The following is an 18,057-nucleotide window of genomic DNA, read 5'->3' as shown; positions in this document are numbered from 1 at the left end:
CTGTTTTCCGCGCCGTCTAGTTGTTCGTCACGGCGAGTTCGCGCTCAACAGCCTCGGTGAGCCGCTCTTCGAGGGCCGGTACCTTGATCTGCTGGATGATCTCGTGCAGGAAGCCACGGACCACCAGGCGGCGGGCAACGTCCTCGGGGATGCCGCGGGCCATGAGGTAGAACAGGTGCTCGTCGTCCAGCCGGCCGGTGGCGCTGGCGTGGCCGGCACCCTTGATCAGGCCGGTCTCGATCTCGAGGTTCGGCACGGAGTCGGCGCGGGCGCCGTCCGTGAGCAGCAGGTTGCGGTTGGCCTCGTAGCTGTCGGTGCCTTCGGCTTCCTTGCGGATCAGGACGTCGCCTACCCACACAGCGTGGGCGTTACGGCCCTGCAACGCGCCCTTGTAGAGCACATTGGAAGTGCAGTTCGCCACCGCATGGTCAACAAAGAGCCGCTGCTCCAGGTGCTGGCCGGCGTCGGCGAAGTACAGGCCGAACATTTCCGCTTCGCCGCCGGGAGCGGTGAAACGGGTGGACGGCGTGACGCGGACCAGGTCCCCGCCGAGGCTGACCACGACGTGCTTGAACTTGGCGTCGCGGCCGATTTTTGCCTGCTGGGAGGAGGCGTGGACGGCGTCGTCGTTCCATTCCTGGAGCGAAACAACCGTGAGGTTGGCACCGTCTTCAACAACGATTTCGATGTTTTCGGACACCACGGCTGAGCCCTGGTGGTTCAGGATCACAACGGCCTTGGAGAACTTCTCCGCGACGATCACCAGGTGCTGGGCGGCGGCCTCCGTGGAGGTGCCTTCGATCACGACGGTGACCTCGGTGTCGGCTTCAAACTCGGCCGGGATGGTGAGGACGGTGGCTTCGCTGAAGTTTTCCCAGGCGTTGGCGGACACGCGGTCCTCCGGGATGCCGGCGGAACCGATGCGCTTATCGCCGCGTGCCACGGTCTCAACCGTGACCTGGTCCGGGCCGCTGACGGTGACGGTGGGAGCCGCTCCCGCCAGGACCTCGCTGTGCAGCCCACGCAGGCGCTTGAGGGGGGTAAAGCGCCAGTCTTCCTCAAGCCCGGTGAGCGGCTTGAAGTCCGCCAGGTTGTACGAGGTCAGCCGGCCGGCGCGCGAGCTGTCCGGAATGCCGACGCCGCCGCCGTGCGAGTGGCGCTTGACGGCTTCGCCGGCCAGCGGGGCCTTGGAAGCGTTCGCGTTGATCGGAGACAGGCTTTCGCCCTCTTCCGTGAAACCGTTAATAAACGGCTGGGCCGAGGGCGCGCCGATGCGGGCCTTTTCAGTAGTGATTTCAGTCATCGTTATCCGACGGACCCTTCCATCTGCAGTTCAATCAGGCGGTTCAGCTCAAGTGCGTACTCCATCGGGAGTTCGCGGGCGATGGGCTCGATGAAGCCACGGACGATCATCGCCATGGCCTCGTCTTCGCGCATCCCGCGGGACATCAGATAGAAGAGCTGCTCTTCGCTGACCCGGGAAACAGTTGCTTCATGGCCCATCACCACGTCATCCTCACGGATGTCGATGTACGGGTAGGTGTCCGAACGGCTGATGGTGTCCACCAGCAGCGCGTCGCAACGGACGGTGTTTGCCGAGTGCTTGGCACCTTCACGGACCTGGACCAGGCCGCGGTAAGCGGCACGTCCGCCGCCGCGGGCCACGGACTTGGAAATGATGGAGCTCTTGGTGTTCGGCGCGATGTGCACCATCTTCGAGCCGGTGTCCTGGTGCTGTCCGGCGCCGGCGAAGGCGATGGACAGGGTTTCGCCCTTGGCGTGCTCGCCTACCAGGTATACGGCCGGGTACTTCATGGTGACCTTGGAGCCGATGTTGCCGTCAACCCATTCCATGGTGGCGCCTTCTTCGCAGATGGCACGCTTGGTCACCAGGTTGTACACGTTGGTGGACCAGTTCTGGATGGTGGTGTACCGGACGCGGGCGCCCTTCTTGACGATGATTTCCACCACGGCGGAGTGCAGCGAGTCCGAGGTGTAGATCGGCGCGGTGCAGCCTTCGATGTAGTGGACGTAGGAGTCCTCATCGGCGATGATCAGGGTGCGCTCGAACTGGCCCATGTTTTCCGTGTTGATGCGGAAGTATGCCTGCAGCGGGATGTCCACGTGGACGCCCTTGGGGACGTACACGAAGGAACCGCCGGACCAGACGGCCGTGTTCAGGGACGCGAACTTGTTGTCGCCCACGGGAATGATGGTGCCGAAGTATTCCTGGAAGATCTCCGGGTGTTCGCGCAGCGCGGTGTCGGTGTCCAGGAAGATGACGCCCTGCTTTTCAAGGTCCTCACGCAGCTGGTGGTAGACAACCTCGGACTCGTACTGGGCGGCGACGCCGGAAACCAGGCGCTGCTTTTCGGCTTCGGGGATGCCGAGCTTGTCGTACGTGTTCTTAATGTCCTCGGGCAGGTCCTCCCAGCTGGTGGCCTGCTTCTCGGTGGAACGCACGAAGTACTTGATGTTGTCGAAGTCGATGCCGGAGAGGTCTGCACCCCAGGTGGGCATGGGCTTGCGGTCGAAGTACTTCAGGCCCTTGAGGCGAAGATCGAGCATCCATTGCGGCTCGTTCTTTTTGGCCGAGATGTCACGGACGACCTCGTCATTGATCCCACGGCGGGCGTTGGCGCCGACGTCGTTCTTGTCGGACCAGCCGTACTCGTATGTGCCGATGCCGTGGAGCTCGGGATTCTTTTCCAGAATCTCCGAGATCACAGTGTCTTCGGCTACCGCTTTCTCTGATAGTTGGTCCGTCATCACGGCCTTTCTTGCTGATGGTTGGTTACTTCATCCAGGCTGGCGGGGGCTGCCTGCGGGACCTGGGGTCCCCGGGCAGCCAGCCGGCCTGTGGGTATGTGGGTGGTGCAGACGTGTCCACCGCGAGCCAGCGTGGACAGGCGGCGTACGTCAACGCCTACCAGCCGGGAGAACACTTCGGTCTCCACATCGCAGAAGACAGGGAACTGGGCGGCGAGCTGCTGGATGGGGCAATGCCCCTGGCACAGCTGGACGCTGGAGAGTGCTGCCGGCAGCGGGGCTTTGGCCTGGATCGAGGCGGCCGACGCCACGAAGCCATCCCGGCTCAGCGCAGTCGAGAGCGCCTGCGTCCTGGCGGTGATGTCCGGTCCGGCCTGTTCGACCTCGGGTGCGTACCGTCGTTCCATGTCGGCAAAACGTTCGACGGCGAACGCGCGGACGGCGTCGTCTCCCGCCACTGCCTGGAGCTGCTTGAGCGCGAGGGTGGCGATGTCGAGGTAATCGTTGCCAAGAGTGGACTGGCCCTGCGAGCTCAGGACGTAGCGGCGGGCGGGACGCCCCGCGCCGGCACCGGCCTTGGCCACGCGCTTGACCTCAATAACCCCGGTGCGGGCCAGATGATCAAGATGCCTCCGGACAGCGGCGGGTGTGAAACCGAGCATGTCGCCGAGTTCCGCCGCGCTGATGGGGCCGTGCTCAAGCACGGCACCAAGGACCCGGTCCCGGGTACGCTCGTCCGAGTCCGCTACCGGCACAGCGGCCACGTGGCCGCGGTCAGCGGCGGTACGCGGCGCTCGGTGCCCGGCAAACGGCACAGCAGCAGCATTGGTCATGGAATACACAACACAATCATGTCGTAATTTACTCCCCCGTACTAGTAAGGTCAGGCTGACCTGCGGCCGGGGTCCGCTGCGGGGCCGCCAGTACTACATCGCGTAGAATGCTGGGGTGCGATCCCCCGAATCCCCGGTTCTGTCCATCAGCGGGTTAATTAAGGATGTTGGTCCGCTGGCCAGCCTGGACGGAAAAATGCTCCGGGTGGTCAACGGCGTTTCCCTTATGGCCGAACGCGGCCAGGTCACGGCCCTCCTGGGCGCGAATGGAGCCGGAAAGACCACCACCATCGAATGCGCCCAGGGCCTGCAGAAACGCAGCGGCGGCAGCATCTCGCTGCTTGGCCAGGACCCGGGCCGTTCGGGTGCTGACCTGCGGTCCCGCGTAGGCGTGATGCTTCAGGACGGCGGCCTCCCGCCGTCGGCCCGTCCCATCCCGCTTCTGCGGCACATCGCCGGAATGTATGCGCGGCCCCGCTCAGTTGACGAACTGGTGGAACGGCTCGGCATTGATACTTTCGCCAGGACCAGCGTGCGCAGACTCTCCGGTGGGCAGAAGCAGCGTCTGGCCCTCGCCGCAGCACTGATCGGCAATCCGGAAGTCCTTTTCCTGGACGAGCCTAGCGCCGGCCTGGATCCCCAGTCCCGGCAACTGGTCTTCGAGCTGATCTCGGAACTGCGGGCGGCCGGGATGGGCATCATCCTGACAACACACCTGATGGACGACGCCCAGCGGCTGGCGGACTACGTGTACATCATCGACGCCGGCAGGAACGTCGCCGAGGGAACAGTTTCCCAGCTGCTGCAGCGGGACCCGGCTGTGGAGGCCGGCACCGACCACGTCCGCACCCTGGTGTTCGAGGCTCCCCCGGGGCTGGATTTCACCGGCGTGCTGCCCGATGCCATCGCCGTCTCTGAAACACGGGCCGGAAGCTACGTGGCCTCGGGTGCACTGACACCCCGCGATCTCGCGTCGTTGACCGCCTGGTGGGCAGCCCACGGCGTGATGCCCGGTTCCATGAGCCTGGCGGCACGAAGCCTGGAAGATGTCTTCCTGGACATCTCGGGAAAGGACATCCGATGACGGCTCCCGCAGCCACCGCCGCCCAGGGAGCACCAGCCACGCTGCTGCGCCGCATCCTGCTGCAGGGTAAGTACGAATCACTGACGATGCTCCGGAACGGCGAGCAGCTGATCCTTGCAGTCGTCCTGCCGCTTCTGGCGCTGGTGGGGCTCACCGTCACTCCTTTCCTGGACGGTTTCGGAGCCAGCCGCATCAATGTGGCCGTCCCCGGCATCCTGGCATTGTGCGCCATGTCCACGGCCTTCACCGGGCAGGGCATCGCCACCGGCTTTGACCGGCGGTACGGTGTTCTCCGGTTCCTGTCCACCACACCCCTGGGCCGCGAAGGCCTCATCGCGGGTAAGGTGCTGGCGGTCCTGGCGGTGCTCTGCCTCCAGGTGGCAGTGGTGACGCTGGTGGCGCTTCCGTTGGGCTGGCAGCCGCCTGCCTCCGGCTGGCTCCCTGGGCTGTCGCTGCTGGCCCTGGGCGCCGTGGCGTTCACCGCGCTGGGGCTCCTGGTGGCAGGCACGGTCCGGCCCGAGGCAACCCTCGCCATCACCAATCTGCTGTGGATCCTGCTGGGCGCCCTGGGCGGGATAGTCATTCCCGCGGAACGGCTGCCCGCACTGGCGCAGGGAGCGGTCCACTACCTGCCCTCCGGCGCCCTCGGCGCGGCCATGCGCGAAGCTTTCCTGCACGGCTCGTTGAACGGCGGCGCCGCGCTTATCCTGCTGCTCTGGACGGTTCTTGCCGGAGCTGCAGCCATCCGTTGGTTCAAGTGGAATTGAGATATCCGTGAGCACGGCTTCACGCCTCCCCCAGATCGCCGGCCGCCTCATCGCGAGGCTGCCCCGAACCGTGGACGCCAGTGTCCGCCGCCTCGCGGTGGCGTCCCTGGTTGGCCAGACGCTGCTGGTGGTGACCGGCGGCGCGGTGCGGCTGACTGCATCCGGCCTCGGCTGCCCCACCTGGCCGCGCTGCACCGAGACCTCTTTGGTCAACACGGCCGAAATGGGGATCCACGGCTTCATTGAGTTCGGCAACCGGCTCCTGACGTTTGCCCTGGCGGCGGTTGCGCTGGCCATGCTTGTGTACTTGTGGAACCTTCGCAAGGAGCGCCGGGACCTCTTCCTGCTGGCGCTGGGCCTGCTGGCCAGCATCCCTGCGCAGGCGGTGATCGGTGGCATCACCGTGCTGACCAACCTCAATCCGTGGGTGGTGGGCCTGCACTTCCTCGTGTCCATGGCCCTTGTGGTGATCGCCACGCTGCTCGTCAACCGGGCCTACGGCAGGACGGGCCGCCACGCCAGCGGCCAGCTCCCCGCGTTGCCGGGCGTCATGCGTCCGGTGACTGCCGCCGTCGGGCTTTTCTCCGCCCTCGCCGTAATGCTCGGCGTAGTGGTGACCGGCTCCGGTCCCCACGCCGGTGACGCCGATGCTCCCCGCAACGGCCTGGACTGGGACCTGTTCTCCCACATCCATGCCGTTCCGGCGTATGTGATCACGGCCGGAGCACTGTTCTCAGTGGTGCTGGTCATTGTCCGCCGGATCCAGGGCCCGTTCCGCACGTCCATCCTGTTGCTGCTTGCCGTGACCCTGCTGCAGGCCGTCATCGGCTTCACCCAGTACTACAACGGCATCCCCGCGTTGCTGGTGGGCGCCCACATGCTGGGGGCGGCGCTGCTGATGAGCGCGGCAACAAACTCCGCCGACCTCGCCCGCTCGAGCCCGGTCACGTAACCTCCACCGCTTTTTGCCCCGACGGGGTGCCACGGTTCGCGACGAACCGTGGCACTCCGCATTTAAGGACCCTCTCTCACTTAATGCATGGAATCGGCAGACCCTCTCTCACCTAATGCAGGAAGTGGGCAGACCACCTCTCACTGCCTGCGGTGTTTCGCAGGATCGTCCCTTACCTCCTGGGTGACAAAGAAGCGACCCTCCTTCACCGTTGGTGAGAGAGGGTCGCTAAGAAAGCTGCAGGTACTGATAGAGGGTCGGTAAAAAACCCACATAAAGTGAGAGAGCGTTGCGGGTGCTGTTAACCGATGATCGCTGATCCGACGAACGGATCCACGGCCAGTGCGATGAACAGCAGCGTCAGGTAACTGATGGAGCCGTGGAAGACCTTCATGGCGCGCTTGTCCGAGATGTCCTCGCGCTGCGCCCGGTTGTAGAGGGAGTGCGACTCGTACAGGAACCATGCACCCGCCAACACTGCGGTGGCCGTGTAGACCCAGCCCGCGCCACCGGCGGGGACCAGCAGCAGCGAGCAGGCCACCATGGCCCAGGCGTAGAGGACTACCTGGACGGAAACCACCTTGGCGCCGGCAATTGCCCCAAGCATGGGCACGTTCGCGTTGCGGTAGTCCTCGCCGTAACGCATGGAAAGCGGCCAGTAGTGCGGCGGCGTCCAGAGGAAGATGACCATAAACAGGATGACGGCCGGCCATTCGACGGTATTGGTCACGGCGGCCCAGGCAATCAGTACCGGGAAGCAGCCCGCAGCTCCACCCCACACAATGTTCTGTGCGGTGCGGCGCTTGAGAATGATGGTGTAGATGACCACATAGAAGAAAATTGCGGCCAACCCGAGCCACGCGGCCAGCGGGTTGGCGCCGAACCAGAGAATGACAATGGCGGCTGCCCCGAGCAGCCAGGAGAACACCAGCGCCTCGCGCGGGGTCACCTCGCCAGTGACGAGCGGACGGTTCTCGGTCCGGTGCATCAGTTTGTCGATGTCGCGGTCAAGGTAGCAGTTGAAGGCACCGGCACTGCCGGCAGCAAACGCGCCACCGACCAGCGTGGCCAGGATCAGACCGATCGGCGGGAAGCCGCGCTCGGCGTAGATCATGGTGGGCAGGGTGCTGACCAGCAGCAACTCAATGACACGCGGCTTGGTGAGGGCGAAATACGCCTTGGCCTTACGGGCGAACCCGGCTCCCCCTCTGGTGCGGGAAGCATTAAGCGGCGTATCTGTTGTGCTCACGGTGGCAGTCACCCGTTCTGGTTGGCAGTTCTGTCTGGCAGTGCAGCTGTGTCTTGCGGCCGTTCGCCGGGCAGCCCGCCAATGGTCATCAGAAGAGGTCCCGGCAACGCCCCGGGTCTGCCGCCGCCCTTAAAGGGCTCGGCTACCGGCGTCGGCCTCCAAATATCATACCGTGCGCATTTGTAACAGATGCCCCCTGATTAGGCCCTGATGATTGCGCGCAGGGTGATTCGAGCAGATTAACTCAACCTCACGAAATGGCGATTCACATAAGGGGAAATTGCGTCCAAAAGGTGAGATTTGCACTGACCGCAGAGTGGAATCGAGCTAAGCTGTCACCAGATCAGCAAGCGGCAGAAAAGCGTTGGATAACGCGTTCCCATAGCCCTGCTGAATGATAGATCAACGTTTCGATGGTGAACGGCTGGTACACACCGCAGCGGGCACCATAGCGTGCCCCGAAACGGATCCCGTGTACCGTCCACCATCAGCACAGAGAGGGGCCCGGTTTTCGTGCCACATTTGGAAGAGCAAGAACTGTCATGGACCAGCTTGGACCAGCGCGCGGTGGACACTATCCGCGTTCTGGCTGCGGATGCCGTCGAGAAGGTCGGTAACGGCCACCCGGGCACGGCCATGAGCCTGGCGCCCGCCGCCTACCTTCTCTTCCAGAAGCTGATGCGCCACGACCCGCGCAACCCGGATTGGCTGGGACGCGACCGTTTCATCCTGTCTCCCGGCCACACGTCGCTGACCCTTTACATCCAGCTGTTCCTGTCGGGCTACGGCCTGGAACTGAAGGACCTTGAGGCACTTCGCACCTGGGATTCCCTGACCCCGGGCCACCCGGAGTACAAGCACACTGCCGGTGTGGAGATCACCACCGGGCCGCTGGGCCAGGGCCTTGCCTCGTCGGTCGGGTTCGCCTACTCCCAGCGCCGGATGCGCGGCCTGTTCGACGCCGATGCTGCGGCCGGCGAAAGCCCCTTCGACCACACCATCTGGGTCATCGCCTCCGACGGGGACCTGCAGGAAGGCGTCACTTCCGAGGCGTCCTCGCTGGCCGGCCACCAGGAACTGGGCAACCTTGTAGTTGTCTACGATGAGAACCACATCTCCATCGAGGATGACACCGACATCTCCTTCACCGAGGATGTCCTCAAGCGCTACGAGGCGTACGGCTGGCACACCCAGCGCGTCGACTGGACCAAGACCGGCGAATACAAAGAGGACGTGCAGGAGCTCTACTCCGCACTGCTCGCCGCCAAGGCCGAGACGTCCAAGCCCTCCATCATCTCGCTGCGCACCATCATCGGCTACCCGGCGCCCAAGAAGCAGAACACGGGCAAGATCCACGGTTCCGCACTGGGTGCAGAGGAAGTCGCAGGCCTGAAGTCCGTGCTGGGCTTCGACCCCGCCAAGTCCTTCGACGTTGACCAGGAAGTCCTGGCCCACGCCCGCTCCGTCGTGGACCGCGGCGCCGCTGCCAAGAAGGAATGGGAAGAGTCCTTCAACGCCTGGCAGGCCGCCAACCCCGAAGGTTCTGCACTCCTGCAGCGCATCGAGGCCCGCGAACTGCCCGACGGCCTGGACGCCGCGCTTCCGGTCTTCCCGGCCGGCAAGGACGTCTCCACCCGCGCCGCTTCCGGCAAGGTCCTGAACGCACTCGGACCGGTCATGCCGGAACTCTGGGGCGGCTCCGCCGACCTCGCCGAGTCCAACAACACCACCATTGAAGGCTCGCCGTCGTTCGTGCCCGCATCCAAGCAGACCGATACCTGGTCCGGCAACCCCTACGGCCGGGTCCTGCACTTCGGCATCCGTGAGCACGCCGCGGCATCGATCGTGAACGGCATCGCCCTGCACGGCCGGACCCGCGCGTTCTCCGGCACGTTCCTGATCTTCAGCGACTACCAGCGGCCCGCCATCCGGCTCGGCGCCCTGATGGGTGTTCCGTCCCTGTATGTCTGGACGCACGACTCCATCGGCCTGGGCGAAGACGGCCCCACCCACCAGCCGGTGGAACAGCTCGCTTCCCTGCGCGCCATCGTTGGCCTGGACGTGGTCCGCCCCGGCGACGCCAACGAGGTCGCGGTGGCATGGAAGACCATGCTGGAGAACCACGAGAACCCGGCCGGCATTGTCCTGACCCGCCAGAACATCCCCACCTACGCCCGTGGTGAAAGCGACGCCGACGGCGACACGTTCGGTTCCGTTTCCGGTGTGGCCAAGGGCGGCTACGTCCTGGCTGAAGCTTCCAAGGACGGCGCCACCGTGCCCGCCGACGTGATCCTGATAGGCACCGGCTCCGAGGTCCAGCTGGCCGTCCAGGCCCGCGAAACCCTCCAGGCTGAAGGCATCGCTGCCCGCGTTGTCTCCATGCCGTGCGTGGAGTGGTTCAACAAGCAGGACGCCGCTTACCGCGAGTCCGTGCTCCCCGCTGCCGTCAAGGCCCGGGTCTCCGTCGAGGCCGGGCTGGCCCTGGGCTGGAGGGAATTCGTCGGCGACGCCGGACGTTCCATCTCGCTCGAGCACTATGGCGCTTCCGCCGACTACAAGCGCCTTTTCCAGGAGTTCGGCATTACCGCGGTGGCTGTCGCCGCCGCTGCCAAGGACTCCCTCGCTGGCCTGCAGGCCTGAACCAGATTTTAGGAGATATCACCATGACTACCCCTACACAGCAACTCTCCGACGCCGGAGTATCCATCTGGCTCGATGACCTTTCCCGCAGCCGCCTTGAGACCGGCACGCTGCAGAAGCTGATCGAAGAGAAGAACGTTGTTGGTGTGACCACCAACCCGTCCATCTTCCACGCCGCCATCACGGCCGGAACGGACTACGACGCCATCATCGCGGCGCAGGCAGCAGCCGGCGCCAGCGTCGAGGAGACCATCTTCGAAATCACCACCACCGACGTCGCCGACGCCTGCGACCTCTTCGCACCGGTGGCAGCAGCCACCAACGGTGTTGACGGCCGCGTGTCCATCGAAGTTGACCCGCGCCTTGCCTGGGACACGGCCGGAACCATTGCCGAAGCCAAGCACCTGTACAAGAAGGTCAACAAGGACAACGTCCACATCAAGATCCCGGCAACCCTTGAAGGCCTCGAAGCGATCACCGCGACGCTGGCCGAGGGCATCAGCGTCAACGTGACCCTGATCTTCTCGCTCGAGCGCTACCGCGCCGTCATCAATGCCTTCCAGTCCGGCCTGGAGCAGGCCAAGGACAACGGCCACGACCTGTCCAAGATCCACTCGGTCGCGTCGTTCTTCGTGTCCCGCGTGGACTCCGAGATCGACAAGCGCCTCGACGCCATCGGCACCGACGAGGCCAAGGCACTCAAGGGCAAGGCAGGCGTGGCCAACGCACGCCTGGCGTACCAGGTCTACGAGGAGCTCTTCGCCACCGAGCGCTGGGCACTGCTGGCTGAAGCCGGCGCCCTCCCCCAGCGTCCGCTGTGGGCCTCCACCGGCGTCAAGGACCCGGCCTACCCGGACACCTTGTACGTGACCGAACTGGCCGCCCCCGGCGTCGTGAACACCATGCCGGAGAAGACCCTGGACGCCACGTTCGACCACGGCGTCGTCACCGGCGACACCGTCTCCGGCACGTACACCGAGGCCAACGCCACGCTGGACGCGCTGGACGCACTGGGTATCTCCTACAACGAGGTTGTCGCACTCCTCGAATCCGAAGGCCTGGACAAGTTTGTGGCCAGCTGGAAGGAACTCCTGGGCGACGTCGAAGGTGCCCTTGCCGCTGCACGGAAGGCTTCCTAACCCACTATGAGCACTCTCAGCTACGACGCCACCGGTGCCGCGCAGCAGGCACTCGAGCAGCACCTGCCCGCCCTCGTGGCGGACCGCATTGCCACCCGGATCTTCGCCAAGGACCACACCCTGTGGGGTCCCGACGCCGAGGCCGAGTCCGCTGTCCGCCTCGGTTGGGTGGAGGCGGCCACCGTCTCACAGGCCCTCGTGGCCGGCATCCTCGAGCTCCGTGATGCCCTCAAGGCTGAGGGCGTGACCCGCATCGTGCTTTGCGGCATGGGCGGATCTTCGCTGGCTCCCGAGGTCATCGCCGGCACCGCTGGCGTCGAGCTGACAGTGCTGGACAGCACTGACCCCGACCAGGTCCGTGCTGCCCTCGCTGACCGGCTGGCCGAAACCGCGATTGTGGTTTCGTCCAAGTCCGGTTCAACCCTGGAGACCGACTCCCAGCGCCGGATCTTCGAGCACGCCTTCACCGAGGCCGGCATCGAAGCGAAGAGCCGGATCATTATCGTCACCGATCCCGGTTCCCCGCTGGATAAGGCATCGCGTGAGGCCGGCTACCGCGCCGTCTTCAACGCCGATCCGAACGTGGGCGGCCGCTACTCGGCCCTCACCGCATTCGGGCTGGTCCCCTCGGGCCTGGCCGGTGTGGATATCCAGGCCTTCCTGGATGAGGCCGAGGAAGCCGCCGAGATCCTGAACGAGGACGCCGCCGAGAACATCGGTCTGGCCCTCGGAACAGCCCTGGGCGGAACCAACCCGCTGCGTAACAAGATTGTCATCGCCGAGGACGGCTCAGGCATTGTGGGCTTCGCGGACTGGGCCGAGCAGCTCATCGCCGAATCCACCGGCAAGCTCGGTACCGGCGTCCTGCCGGTGGTTGCCGGACCCACATCGCCGGAGGTCACCTCCGGCGCCGCGGACGTCCTGGTGGTGCGGCTGGTAGCCGCGGATGCCGACGTCGAACTCGGTGACAATGAGGTAGCCATCGCGGGCGGCCTGGCCACCCAGATGATGGTGTGGGAGTTCGCCACTGCGGTGGCCGGGCGCCTCCTTGGCATCAACCCGTATGACCAGCCGGACGTGGAGGCAGCCAAGGTTGCCGCCCGCGGCCTGCTGGATGCCCAGCCCGAACCGACCCCTGCCGCCTTCGTGGACGGCGCCATTGAGGTCCGCGGCGGTGACTGGCTCCGTGGGGCAGCCACCGCGGAGGAAGCCGTCGGCGCCCTTCTTGGAACGCTCGACGACGACAGCTACCTCAGCGTCCATGCCTACTTTGACCGGCTGGCCTTCGCAGAGCTGGAAGGCATCCGCGACCCGCTTGCCGGCGTAAGCGGCCGTCCCGTCACGTTTGGCTGGGGCCCGCGGTTCCTGCACTCCACCGGGCAGTTCCACAAGGGCGGACCCGCCATTGGAGTCTTTCTCCAGGTCACGGCCGCTCCTGCGGAAGACCTGGCCATCCCGGACCGTCCGTTCACGTTCGGGGAACTGATTTCCGCCCAGGCCGCTGGCGACGCCCAGGTCCTGGCCGGCCATGGCCGCCCCGTCCTGCGACTGCACCTGACCGACCGCGCCGCCGGAGTTGCACAGCTGCAGGAGATCATTGCAGCACTCGCAGCCCGGTCAGCTTCCGTCACCGAAAACTAAGGCTCAACAGCAAACATGCCAGAAACTGAAAACGGCAGGAATTCCGCGACGCGTTCCGGACGATCAGGGCGGAATCCGCTCCGGGATCCGCGTGACCGCCGCCTGAACCGGATTGCCGGTCCGTCCTCGTTGGTGCTCTTCGGAGTGACCGGCGACCTTGCCCGTAAGAAGCTCATGCCGGCCGTGTATGACCTCGCGAACCGGGGGCTGCTGCCGCCGAGTTTCGCGCTGGTGGGTTTCGGCCGCCGTCCGTGGAAGCACGAGGAGTTCGCCGCCGAGGTGAAGGCCTCGGTGAAGGCGTACTCGCGGACGCCGTTTGATGAGGCGGTGTGGAACCAGCTCGCCGAGGGTATCCGTTTTGTCCAGGGCGAGTTCGACGACGATGATGCCTTTGAGCGGTTGGGTGACACGATCGCTGAGCTCGATGAGCAGCGCGGGACGCGGGGCAATCACGCGTTCTACCTCTCGATCCCGCCGAAAGCGTTTGAGCAGGTCTGCCGGCAGCTGTCCAAGCACGGCCTGGCGCAGGCTGAGGGTGAGAAGTGGCGGCGGGTGGTGATCGAGAAGCCGTTCGGGCATGACCTGGACTCGGCCCGGCAGCTCAACGACATTGTGGAGTCGGTGTTCCCGCCGGATGCGGTGTTCCGGATCGACCACTACCTGGGCAAGGAAACCGTCCAGAACATCCTGGCGCTGCGTTTCGCGAACCAGCTGTTCGAGCCGCTCTGGAACGCGAACTATGTGGACCATGTCCAGATCACAATGGCCGAGGACATCGGCACGGGCGGCCGGGCCGGGTACTACGACGGCGTGGGCGCAGCCCGCGACGTCATCCAGAACCACCTCCTGCAGCTGCTCGCTTTGACGGCGATGGAGGAGCCCATTTCCTTCAACGCCGATGACCTGCGGGCGGAGAAGGAAAAGGTCCTTGCCGCGGTGAAGCTCCCGGAGGATTTGTCCACGCATTCGGCGCGCGGGCAGTTCGCCGGCGGCTGGCAGGGCGGGGAACAGGTGCAGGGCTACCTGGAAGAAGAGGGCATCCCGGCCGATTCGAAGACCGAAACGTTCGCGGCGATCCGGGTGGATATCCACACCCGCCGCTGGGCCGGGGTGCCGTTCTACCTCCGGGCGGGCAAGCGCCTGGGCCGGCGGGTGACGGAGATCGCGGTGGTGTTCAAGCGCGCCCCGAACCTGCTGTTCCGTGACCATGGTGAGGATGACTTCGGCCAGAACGCCGTGGTGATCCGGGTCCAGCCCGATGAGGGCGCGACCATCCGGTTCGGGTCCAAGGTCCCTGGCACGCAGATGGAAGTCCGCGACGTGACCATGGACTTCGGCTACGGGCACTCCTTCACCGAATCGTCCCCGGAAGCGTATGAGCGGCTGATCCTCGATGTGCTCCTCGGCGAGCCGCCGCTGTTCCCCCGGCACGCGGAGGTGGAGCTGTCCTGGAAGATCCTGGACCCCTTTGAAGACTACTGGGCGGGGCTGAAAGAGCAGCCGGAGCCCTATGCTCCGGGCAGCTGGGGCCCTGCCTCGGCGGATGAGCTGCTGGCCCGCGACGGACGAACCTGGAGAAGGCCATGATTGTAGATTTGCCGGACACCACCACCTCGAAGATCTCCAAGAAGATCACCTCCCTGCGTGAGCAGGGCGGGGTGATCGCCCTGGGCCGGGTCCTGACCCTCGTGGTCGTCACCCGCTCCGGGCTCGAGGAAGAAGCGATCGAGGCCGCGAACGAGGCAAGCCGCGAACACCCCTGCCGGATCATCGTCCTCGCCGACGCCGGAGCCCAGGCCCCGAACCGGCTCGACGCGCAGATCCGGGTGGGCGGTGACGCCGGCGCGTCCGAGGTCATCGTGCTCCGCGGCTACGGCGAACTCGCCCACGAAAGCGAATCACTCGTCGCGGCCCTGCTCCTGCCGGACGCCCCGATCGTGGCCTGGTGGCCGCACGGGGCACCGGAGAACGCCTGCGAAACCTCCGTGGGCCGGATCGCGCACCGCCGGATCACCGACTCCGCGAACGAAACCGATCCCCAGGCCGCGCTGGAGAACATCCGGGCCACGTACAAGGCCGGGGACACCGACCTCGCCTGGACCCGCCTGACCAACTGGCGCATCCAGCTCGCGGCCGTCCTGGACCAGGTGGACTCCTCCCCCGTGACTGCCGTCGCCGTCGAAGGCGCCTCCGATTCCCCGTCCACCATCCTGCTGGCAGCATGGCTGACCCTGGCCCTGGACGCGCCCGTGACCATCGTCGCGGACCCTGCCGGCACGGGCATCCGCCGCGTAAGGCTCACCCGCCACAGCGGCGACGTGCAGCTCTTCCGCCCCGGGCTCTCCGTCGCCGAACTCACCCAGCCCGGACAGCCCGCCCAACGCATCTCCCTCCCCCGCCGCAGCCTCAAAGACTGCCTCGCCGAGGAACTCCGCCGCCTCGACCCCGACGAAGTGTTCGGCGAAGTGATTACTATTGGACTGCCACGTACCAATCTAAGGAGCGTCCGACCCAGTGAGCGTTGAGCCAAGAGTTAGCATCCATCCTGATTCGTCCGTCCTGATGGCCGCCATTGCGGCCCGCCTGATCACCAAGCTGGTGGATGTGCAGGACAAGCACGGTGAGGCCACGGTGGTGCTGACCGGCGGCACAGTAGGCATCGGAACGCTGAAGGCTGTTGCGGATTCTCCGGCAGCGCCGGCCGTCGACTGGTCCAAGGTGAACTTTTGGTGGGGTGACGAGCGCTTTGTTGCCGCGGACCATCCCGACCGGAACACCAGGCAGGCGTTTGCTGCACTCCTGTCGAGCATTCCGGTTGATCCTGCAAGGATCAACCAGCCTGCCTCCTCGGATGACTTCGACACGCCCGAGGAAGCCGCCGAGGACTACGCGCGCAGGCTCCGGGAAGCAGCCCAGGCCGAACACGCTGCCGACATGTCTGACGACCGTCCGGACGAACCGGGAGTACTGCCGCGGCTGGACGTTGTGCTGCTGGGCGTTGGCCCGGACGCCCACGTGGCCTCGCTCTTCCCGGAGCAGGGCGGAATCCGGGAGAAGGAGCGGACAGTCGTTGGCGTCCGCAATTCCCCCAAGCCGCCGCCCCAGCGGATCTCGCTCACGCTTCCCGCCATAAACACTGCTGCCGAGGTCTGGATGGTGGTGGCGGGCGAGGACAAGGCCGGCGCGGTGGGCCTGGCCCTGGCGGGCGCCAACCCGGTACAGGTACCGGCGGCGGGCCCCCGGGGAACATCCCGCACGCTGTGGCTTATCGACGAAAACGCAGCGTCACGCGTCCCGCAGCAGCTCGTCCGGAAGGACGCCGCCGGCGCGTAGCTTTTCCAGCGCTCCGGCCAGGACAGCTTCGGCGTCCTGGTCGGAGCGCCGTTCTTTAACGTATTCAAGGTGGCTCTTGAAGCCTTCGTCCAGCGGGTCCGGCAGGTCGGCTTCCTTGCCGTCCCGTGATGCCGGAGCCCCGCAGCGCCGGCAGTCCCATACTGTGGGAAGCTGCTCGTCCGGCAACCGCAGGAAGACCAGCTGGGTTTCATGCCCCTTGGCGCACCAAAAGGAAACCCTGATACGGGGCACCCTTTCGCCCGAGGCCGCTTCTGACTGGTTCTTGGGACCGGCTCCTTCTGTGACACCCACCCGGGTGCCGCGGAACGCTGACGCACTATGTACCATCGGGACTCCTGGCTGCTTAAACAAAAACTGTGGCTGTTGGAAGCCAACAGCCACAGTTTAGTTCGGAGATCCCCATCGCGGCAGTGCCGGGCGACGATCAGTTGCAGGGGCTATGAGTCCCCTGCGCCGCTGAAGCGCATAACCAGGCCAAGGGCGATGATCACGACGCCCCAGGTAACGCCCAGGACCACGGTGAACCTGTTCAGGTTCCGCTCGGCCACGCCGGAGGAGCTGAGGCCGGAACTCATACCGCCGCCGAACATGTCCGACAGCCCGCCACCCCGGCCCTTGTGGAGGAGGATAAGCAGGGTCAGCAGAAGGCTGGTGATGCCCAGGAGAATCTGCAGAATGACATGAAGAACGTCCACGACGGCCTTTCAGAAGATTGGAATTGCGGGAGCCTGGAGCTTCGTGACGGACTAGTCCGTCACGAGGTGACTCTCGAACCTGACAATATTAGCAAACTCCGCGGGATCGAGGCTTGCCCCGCCGACCAACACGCCGTCGACGTCGCGTTCCTTCAGGATCGCGGCGACATTGTTGGCCTTGACCGAGCCGCCGTAGAGCAGCCGGATCTTCGCAGCAACGTCATCACCGAAGAGCGTGGCCAGTTCCGCGCGGATGGCGGCGCACATTTCCTGGGCGTCCTCCGGCCCGGCCACTTCACCGGTGCCGATGGCCCAAACGGGCTCGTAGGCCACCACAAGCTTTGCCGCCTGCTCGGCCGTCAACCCGGCGACGTTCGCCCGGAGCTGTGTCAGCGTGTGCTCGACATGCGTGCCGGCCTGGCGGATTTCCAGGCCTTCCCCCACGCAAAGGACCGGAGTAACACTGTGCTTGAACGCTGCCTTGACCTTGGCGTTGAGCACTTCGTCGGATTCCTGGTGGATGGTGCGGCGTTCACTGTGCCCCACCAGGACGTAGCGGCAGCCCAGCTTGTTCAGGAACTGGCCGGAGGTGTCGCCCGTGTAGGCGCCCGAGTCGAACTGGGAGAGGTCCTGGCCGCCGTAGGCTATGTCCAATTCATCGCCCTGGACGAGGGTCTGCACGCCGCGGAGGTCGGTGAATGGCGGGAAGACGGCCACCTCAACCCGGTTGTAGTCGTGCTTGGCGTCGGACAGGGTCCAGGCCAGTTTCTGCAGGAGGGTGATGCCCTGGACGTGGTCCATGTTCATCTTCCAGTTGCCTGCAATGAGAGGCGTGCGGTCAAAAGCGCCGTTCGTTGACGTAGTCACGTGTTCTCCAAAAGTACTTGATATGTGTGCGGCCGGCAGGGTGCCCGCGGGCGCCCTGCCGGCCGGA

General features: G+C 65.4%; 16 protein-coding genes. 9 read left to right on the top strand and 7 right to left on the bottom strand.

The genetic code is table 11. From position 1 onward, the window contains the following. Positions 1-16 precede the first annotated feature (16 nt). Genes sufD through ASG77_RS00700 form a run of 3 tightly spaced genes read right to left on the bottom strand, consistent with a single transcriptional unit; the run spans position 17 to position 3,611 of the window. The gene (sufD, locus tag ASG77_RS00710) at positions 17-1,303 is read right to left on the bottom strand and encodes a Fe-S cluster assembly protein SufD (protein WP_056339822.1); all 1,287 of its coding nucleotides are present in this window, start codon (positions 1,301-1,303) and stop codon (positions 17-19) included. 2 nt (positions 1,304-1,305) lie between these two features. Further along, positions 1,306-2,769, bottom strand: a complete 1,464-nt coding sequence (gene sufB / locus ASG77_RS00705; protein WP_056339821.1) for a Fe-S cluster assembly protein SufB — start codon at positions 2,767-2,769, stop codon at positions 1,306-1,308. Continuing rightward, positions 2,769-3,611 (bottom strand): helix-turn-helix transcriptional regulator, encoded by an 843-nt coding sequence (locus ASG77_RS00700; protein ID WP_235564221.1) that lies wholly within the window; start codon positions 3,609-3,611, stop codon positions 2,769-2,771. The genes sufB and ASG77_RS00700 overlap by 1 nt, the downstream gene beginning before the upstream one ends. A 106-nt stretch (positions 3,612-3,717) precedes the next feature. Here ASG77_RS00700 and ASG77_RS00695 point away from each other — a divergent pair, with 106 nt between their 5' ends. Genes ASG77_RS00695 through ASG77_RS00685 form a run of 3 tightly spaced genes read left to right on the top strand, consistent with a single transcriptional unit; the run spans position 3,718 to position 6,405 of the window. Then, positions 3,718-4,686 (top strand): ABC transporter ATP-binding protein, encoded by a 969-nt coding sequence (locus tag ASG77_RS00695; protein ID WP_056339818.1) that lies wholly within the window; start codon positions 3,718-3,720, stop codon positions 4,684-4,686. Beyond that, positions 4,683-5,453 (top strand): ABC transporter permease, encoded by a 771-nt coding sequence (locus ASG77_RS00690; RefSeq protein WP_056339815.1) that lies wholly within the window; start codon positions 4,683-4,685, stop codon positions 5,451-5,453. Before ASG77_RS00695 ends, ASG77_RS00690 begins: the two co-directional genes overlap by 4 nt. Positions 5,454-5,460: 7 nt before the next feature. Next, positions 5,461-6,405, top strand: coding sequence for a COX15/CtaA family protein (locus tag ASG77_RS00685; protein WP_056339812.1), 945 nt, complete (start codon positions 5,461-5,463; stop codon positions 6,403-6,405). A 301-nt stretch (positions 6,406-6,706) separates the two neighbouring features. On the opposite strand, the gene ASG77_RS00680 is transcribed toward ASG77_RS00685, so the two are convergent. Next, the gene (locus ASG77_RS00680) at positions 6,707-7,666 is read right to left on the bottom strand and encodes a heme o synthase (RefSeq protein WP_056339805.1); all 960 of its coding nucleotides are present in this window, start codon (positions 7,664-7,666) and stop codon (positions 6,707-6,709) included. 510 nt (positions 7,667-8,176) lie between these two features. On the opposite strand from ASG77_RS00680, the gene tkt reads away from it, so the two are divergent. Genes tkt through pgl form a run of 6 tightly spaced genes read left to right on the top strand, consistent with a single transcriptional unit; the run spans position 8,177 to position 16,407 of the window. After that, positions 8,177-10,294, top strand: coding sequence for a transketolase (gene tkt, locus ASG77_RS00675; protein WP_056339802.1), 2,118 nt, complete (start codon positions 8,177-8,179; stop codon positions 10,292-10,294). 23 nt (positions 10,295-10,317) lie between these two features. After that, positions 10,318-11,433, top strand: a complete 1,116-nt coding sequence (tal, locus tag ASG77_RS00670) for a transaldolase (protein WP_056339800.1) — start codon at positions 10,318-10,320, stop codon at positions 11,431-11,433. 6 nt (positions 11,434-11,439) lie between these two features. After that, positions 11,440-13,074, top strand: a complete 1,635-nt coding sequence (locus tag ASG77_RS00665) for a glucose-6-phosphate isomerase (protein WP_056339797.1) — start codon at positions 11,440-11,442, stop codon at positions 13,072-13,074. A 15-nt stretch (positions 13,075-13,089) separates the two neighbouring features. After that, on the top strand, positions 13,090-14,661 hold the full coding sequence (zwf, locus tag ASG77_RS00660; protein ID WP_056339794.1) for a glucose-6-phosphate dehydrogenase: 1,572 nt from the start codon (positions 13,090-13,092) through the stop codon (positions 14,659-14,661). Continuing rightward, positions 14,658-15,599: a glucose-6-phosphate dehydrogenase assembly protein OpcA gene (locus ASG77_RS00655; RefSeq protein ID WP_056339791.1), complete on the top strand. Its 942-nt coding sequence runs from the start codon at positions 14,658-14,660 to the stop codon at positions 15,597-15,599. Before zwf ends, ASG77_RS00655 begins: the two co-directional genes overlap by 4 nt. Continuing rightward, complete coding sequence (pgl, locus tag ASG77_RS00650) at positions 15,589-16,407, top strand: 6-phosphogluconolactonase (protein ID WP_056339787.1); 819 nt, start codon at positions 15,589-15,591, stop codon at positions 16,405-16,407. The genes ASG77_RS00655 and pgl overlap by 11 nt, the downstream gene beginning before the upstream one ends. Here pgl and ASG77_RS00645 read toward each other — a convergent pair. From ASG77_RS00645 to tpiA, 3 genes are all read right to left on the bottom strand, one after another. Further along, positions 16,360-16,755 (bottom strand): RNA polymerase-binding protein RbpA, encoded by a 396-nt coding sequence (locus ASG77_RS00645; protein WP_056339784.1) that lies wholly within the window; start codon positions 16,753-16,755, stop codon positions 16,360-16,362. The genes pgl and ASG77_RS00645 overlap by 48 nt on opposite strands. Positions 16,756-16,865: 110 nt before the next feature. After that, a complete protein-coding gene (gene secG, locus ASG77_RS00640; RefSeq protein WP_056339782.1) occupies positions 16,866-17,123 on the bottom strand; it encodes a preprotein translocase subunit SecG in 258 nt (85 codons plus the stop codon). 51 nt (positions 17,124-17,174) lie between these two features. After that, positions 17,175-17,990, bottom strand: coding sequence for a triose-phosphate isomerase (gene tpiA / locus ASG77_RS00635; RefSeq protein ID WP_056339778.1), 816 nt, complete (start codon positions 17,988-17,990; stop codon positions 17,175-17,177). Positions 17,991-18,057: the final 67 nt, after the last annotated feature.

The sequence above is a fragment of the Arthrobacter sp. Soil762 genome, from assembly GCF_001428335.1.
Taxonomy (GTDB): domain Bacteria; phylum Actinomycetota; class Actinomycetes; order Actinomycetales; family Micrococcaceae; genus Arthrobacter.
Note: the sequence above shows the minus strand (reverse complement) of the source record. Positions and strands in the feature narration are given on the sequence as shown.

What these genes read in the sequence shown, in the direction of transcription:
- ASG77_RS00655 (WP_056339791.1), top strand. Translation starts at nt 14,658, where the DNA reads ATGATTGTAGATTTGCCGGACACCACCACCTCGAAGATCTCCAAGAAG.
- zwf (WP_056339794.1), top strand. Translation starts at nt 13,090, where the DNA reads ATGCCAGAAACTGAAAACGGCAGGAATTCCGCGACGCGTTCCGGACGA.
- ASG77_RS00690 (WP_056339815.1), top strand. Translation starts at nt 4,683, where the DNA reads ATGACGGCTCCCGCAGCCACCGCCGCCCAGGGAGCACCAGCCACGCTG.
- sufD (WP_056339822.1), bottom strand. Translation starts at nt 1,303, where the DNA reads ATGACTGAAATCACTACTGAAAAGGCCCGCATCGGCGCGCCCTCGGCC.
- ASG77_RS00645 (WP_056339784.1), bottom strand. Translation starts at nt 16,755, where the DNA reads ATGGTACATAGTGCGTCAGCGTTCCGCGGCACCCGGGTGGGTGTCACA.
- sufB (WP_056339821.1), bottom strand. Translation starts at nt 2,769, where the DNA reads ATGACGGACCAACTATCAGAGAAAGCGGTAGCCGAAGACACTGTGATC.
- tal (WP_056339800.1), top strand. Translation starts at nt 10,318, where the DNA reads ATGACTACCCCTACACAGCAACTCTCCGACGCCGGAGTATCCATCTGG.
- ASG77_RS00665 (WP_056339797.1), top strand. Translation starts at nt 11,440, where the DNA reads ATGAGCACTCTCAGCTACGACGCCACCGGTGCCGCGCAGCAGGCACTC.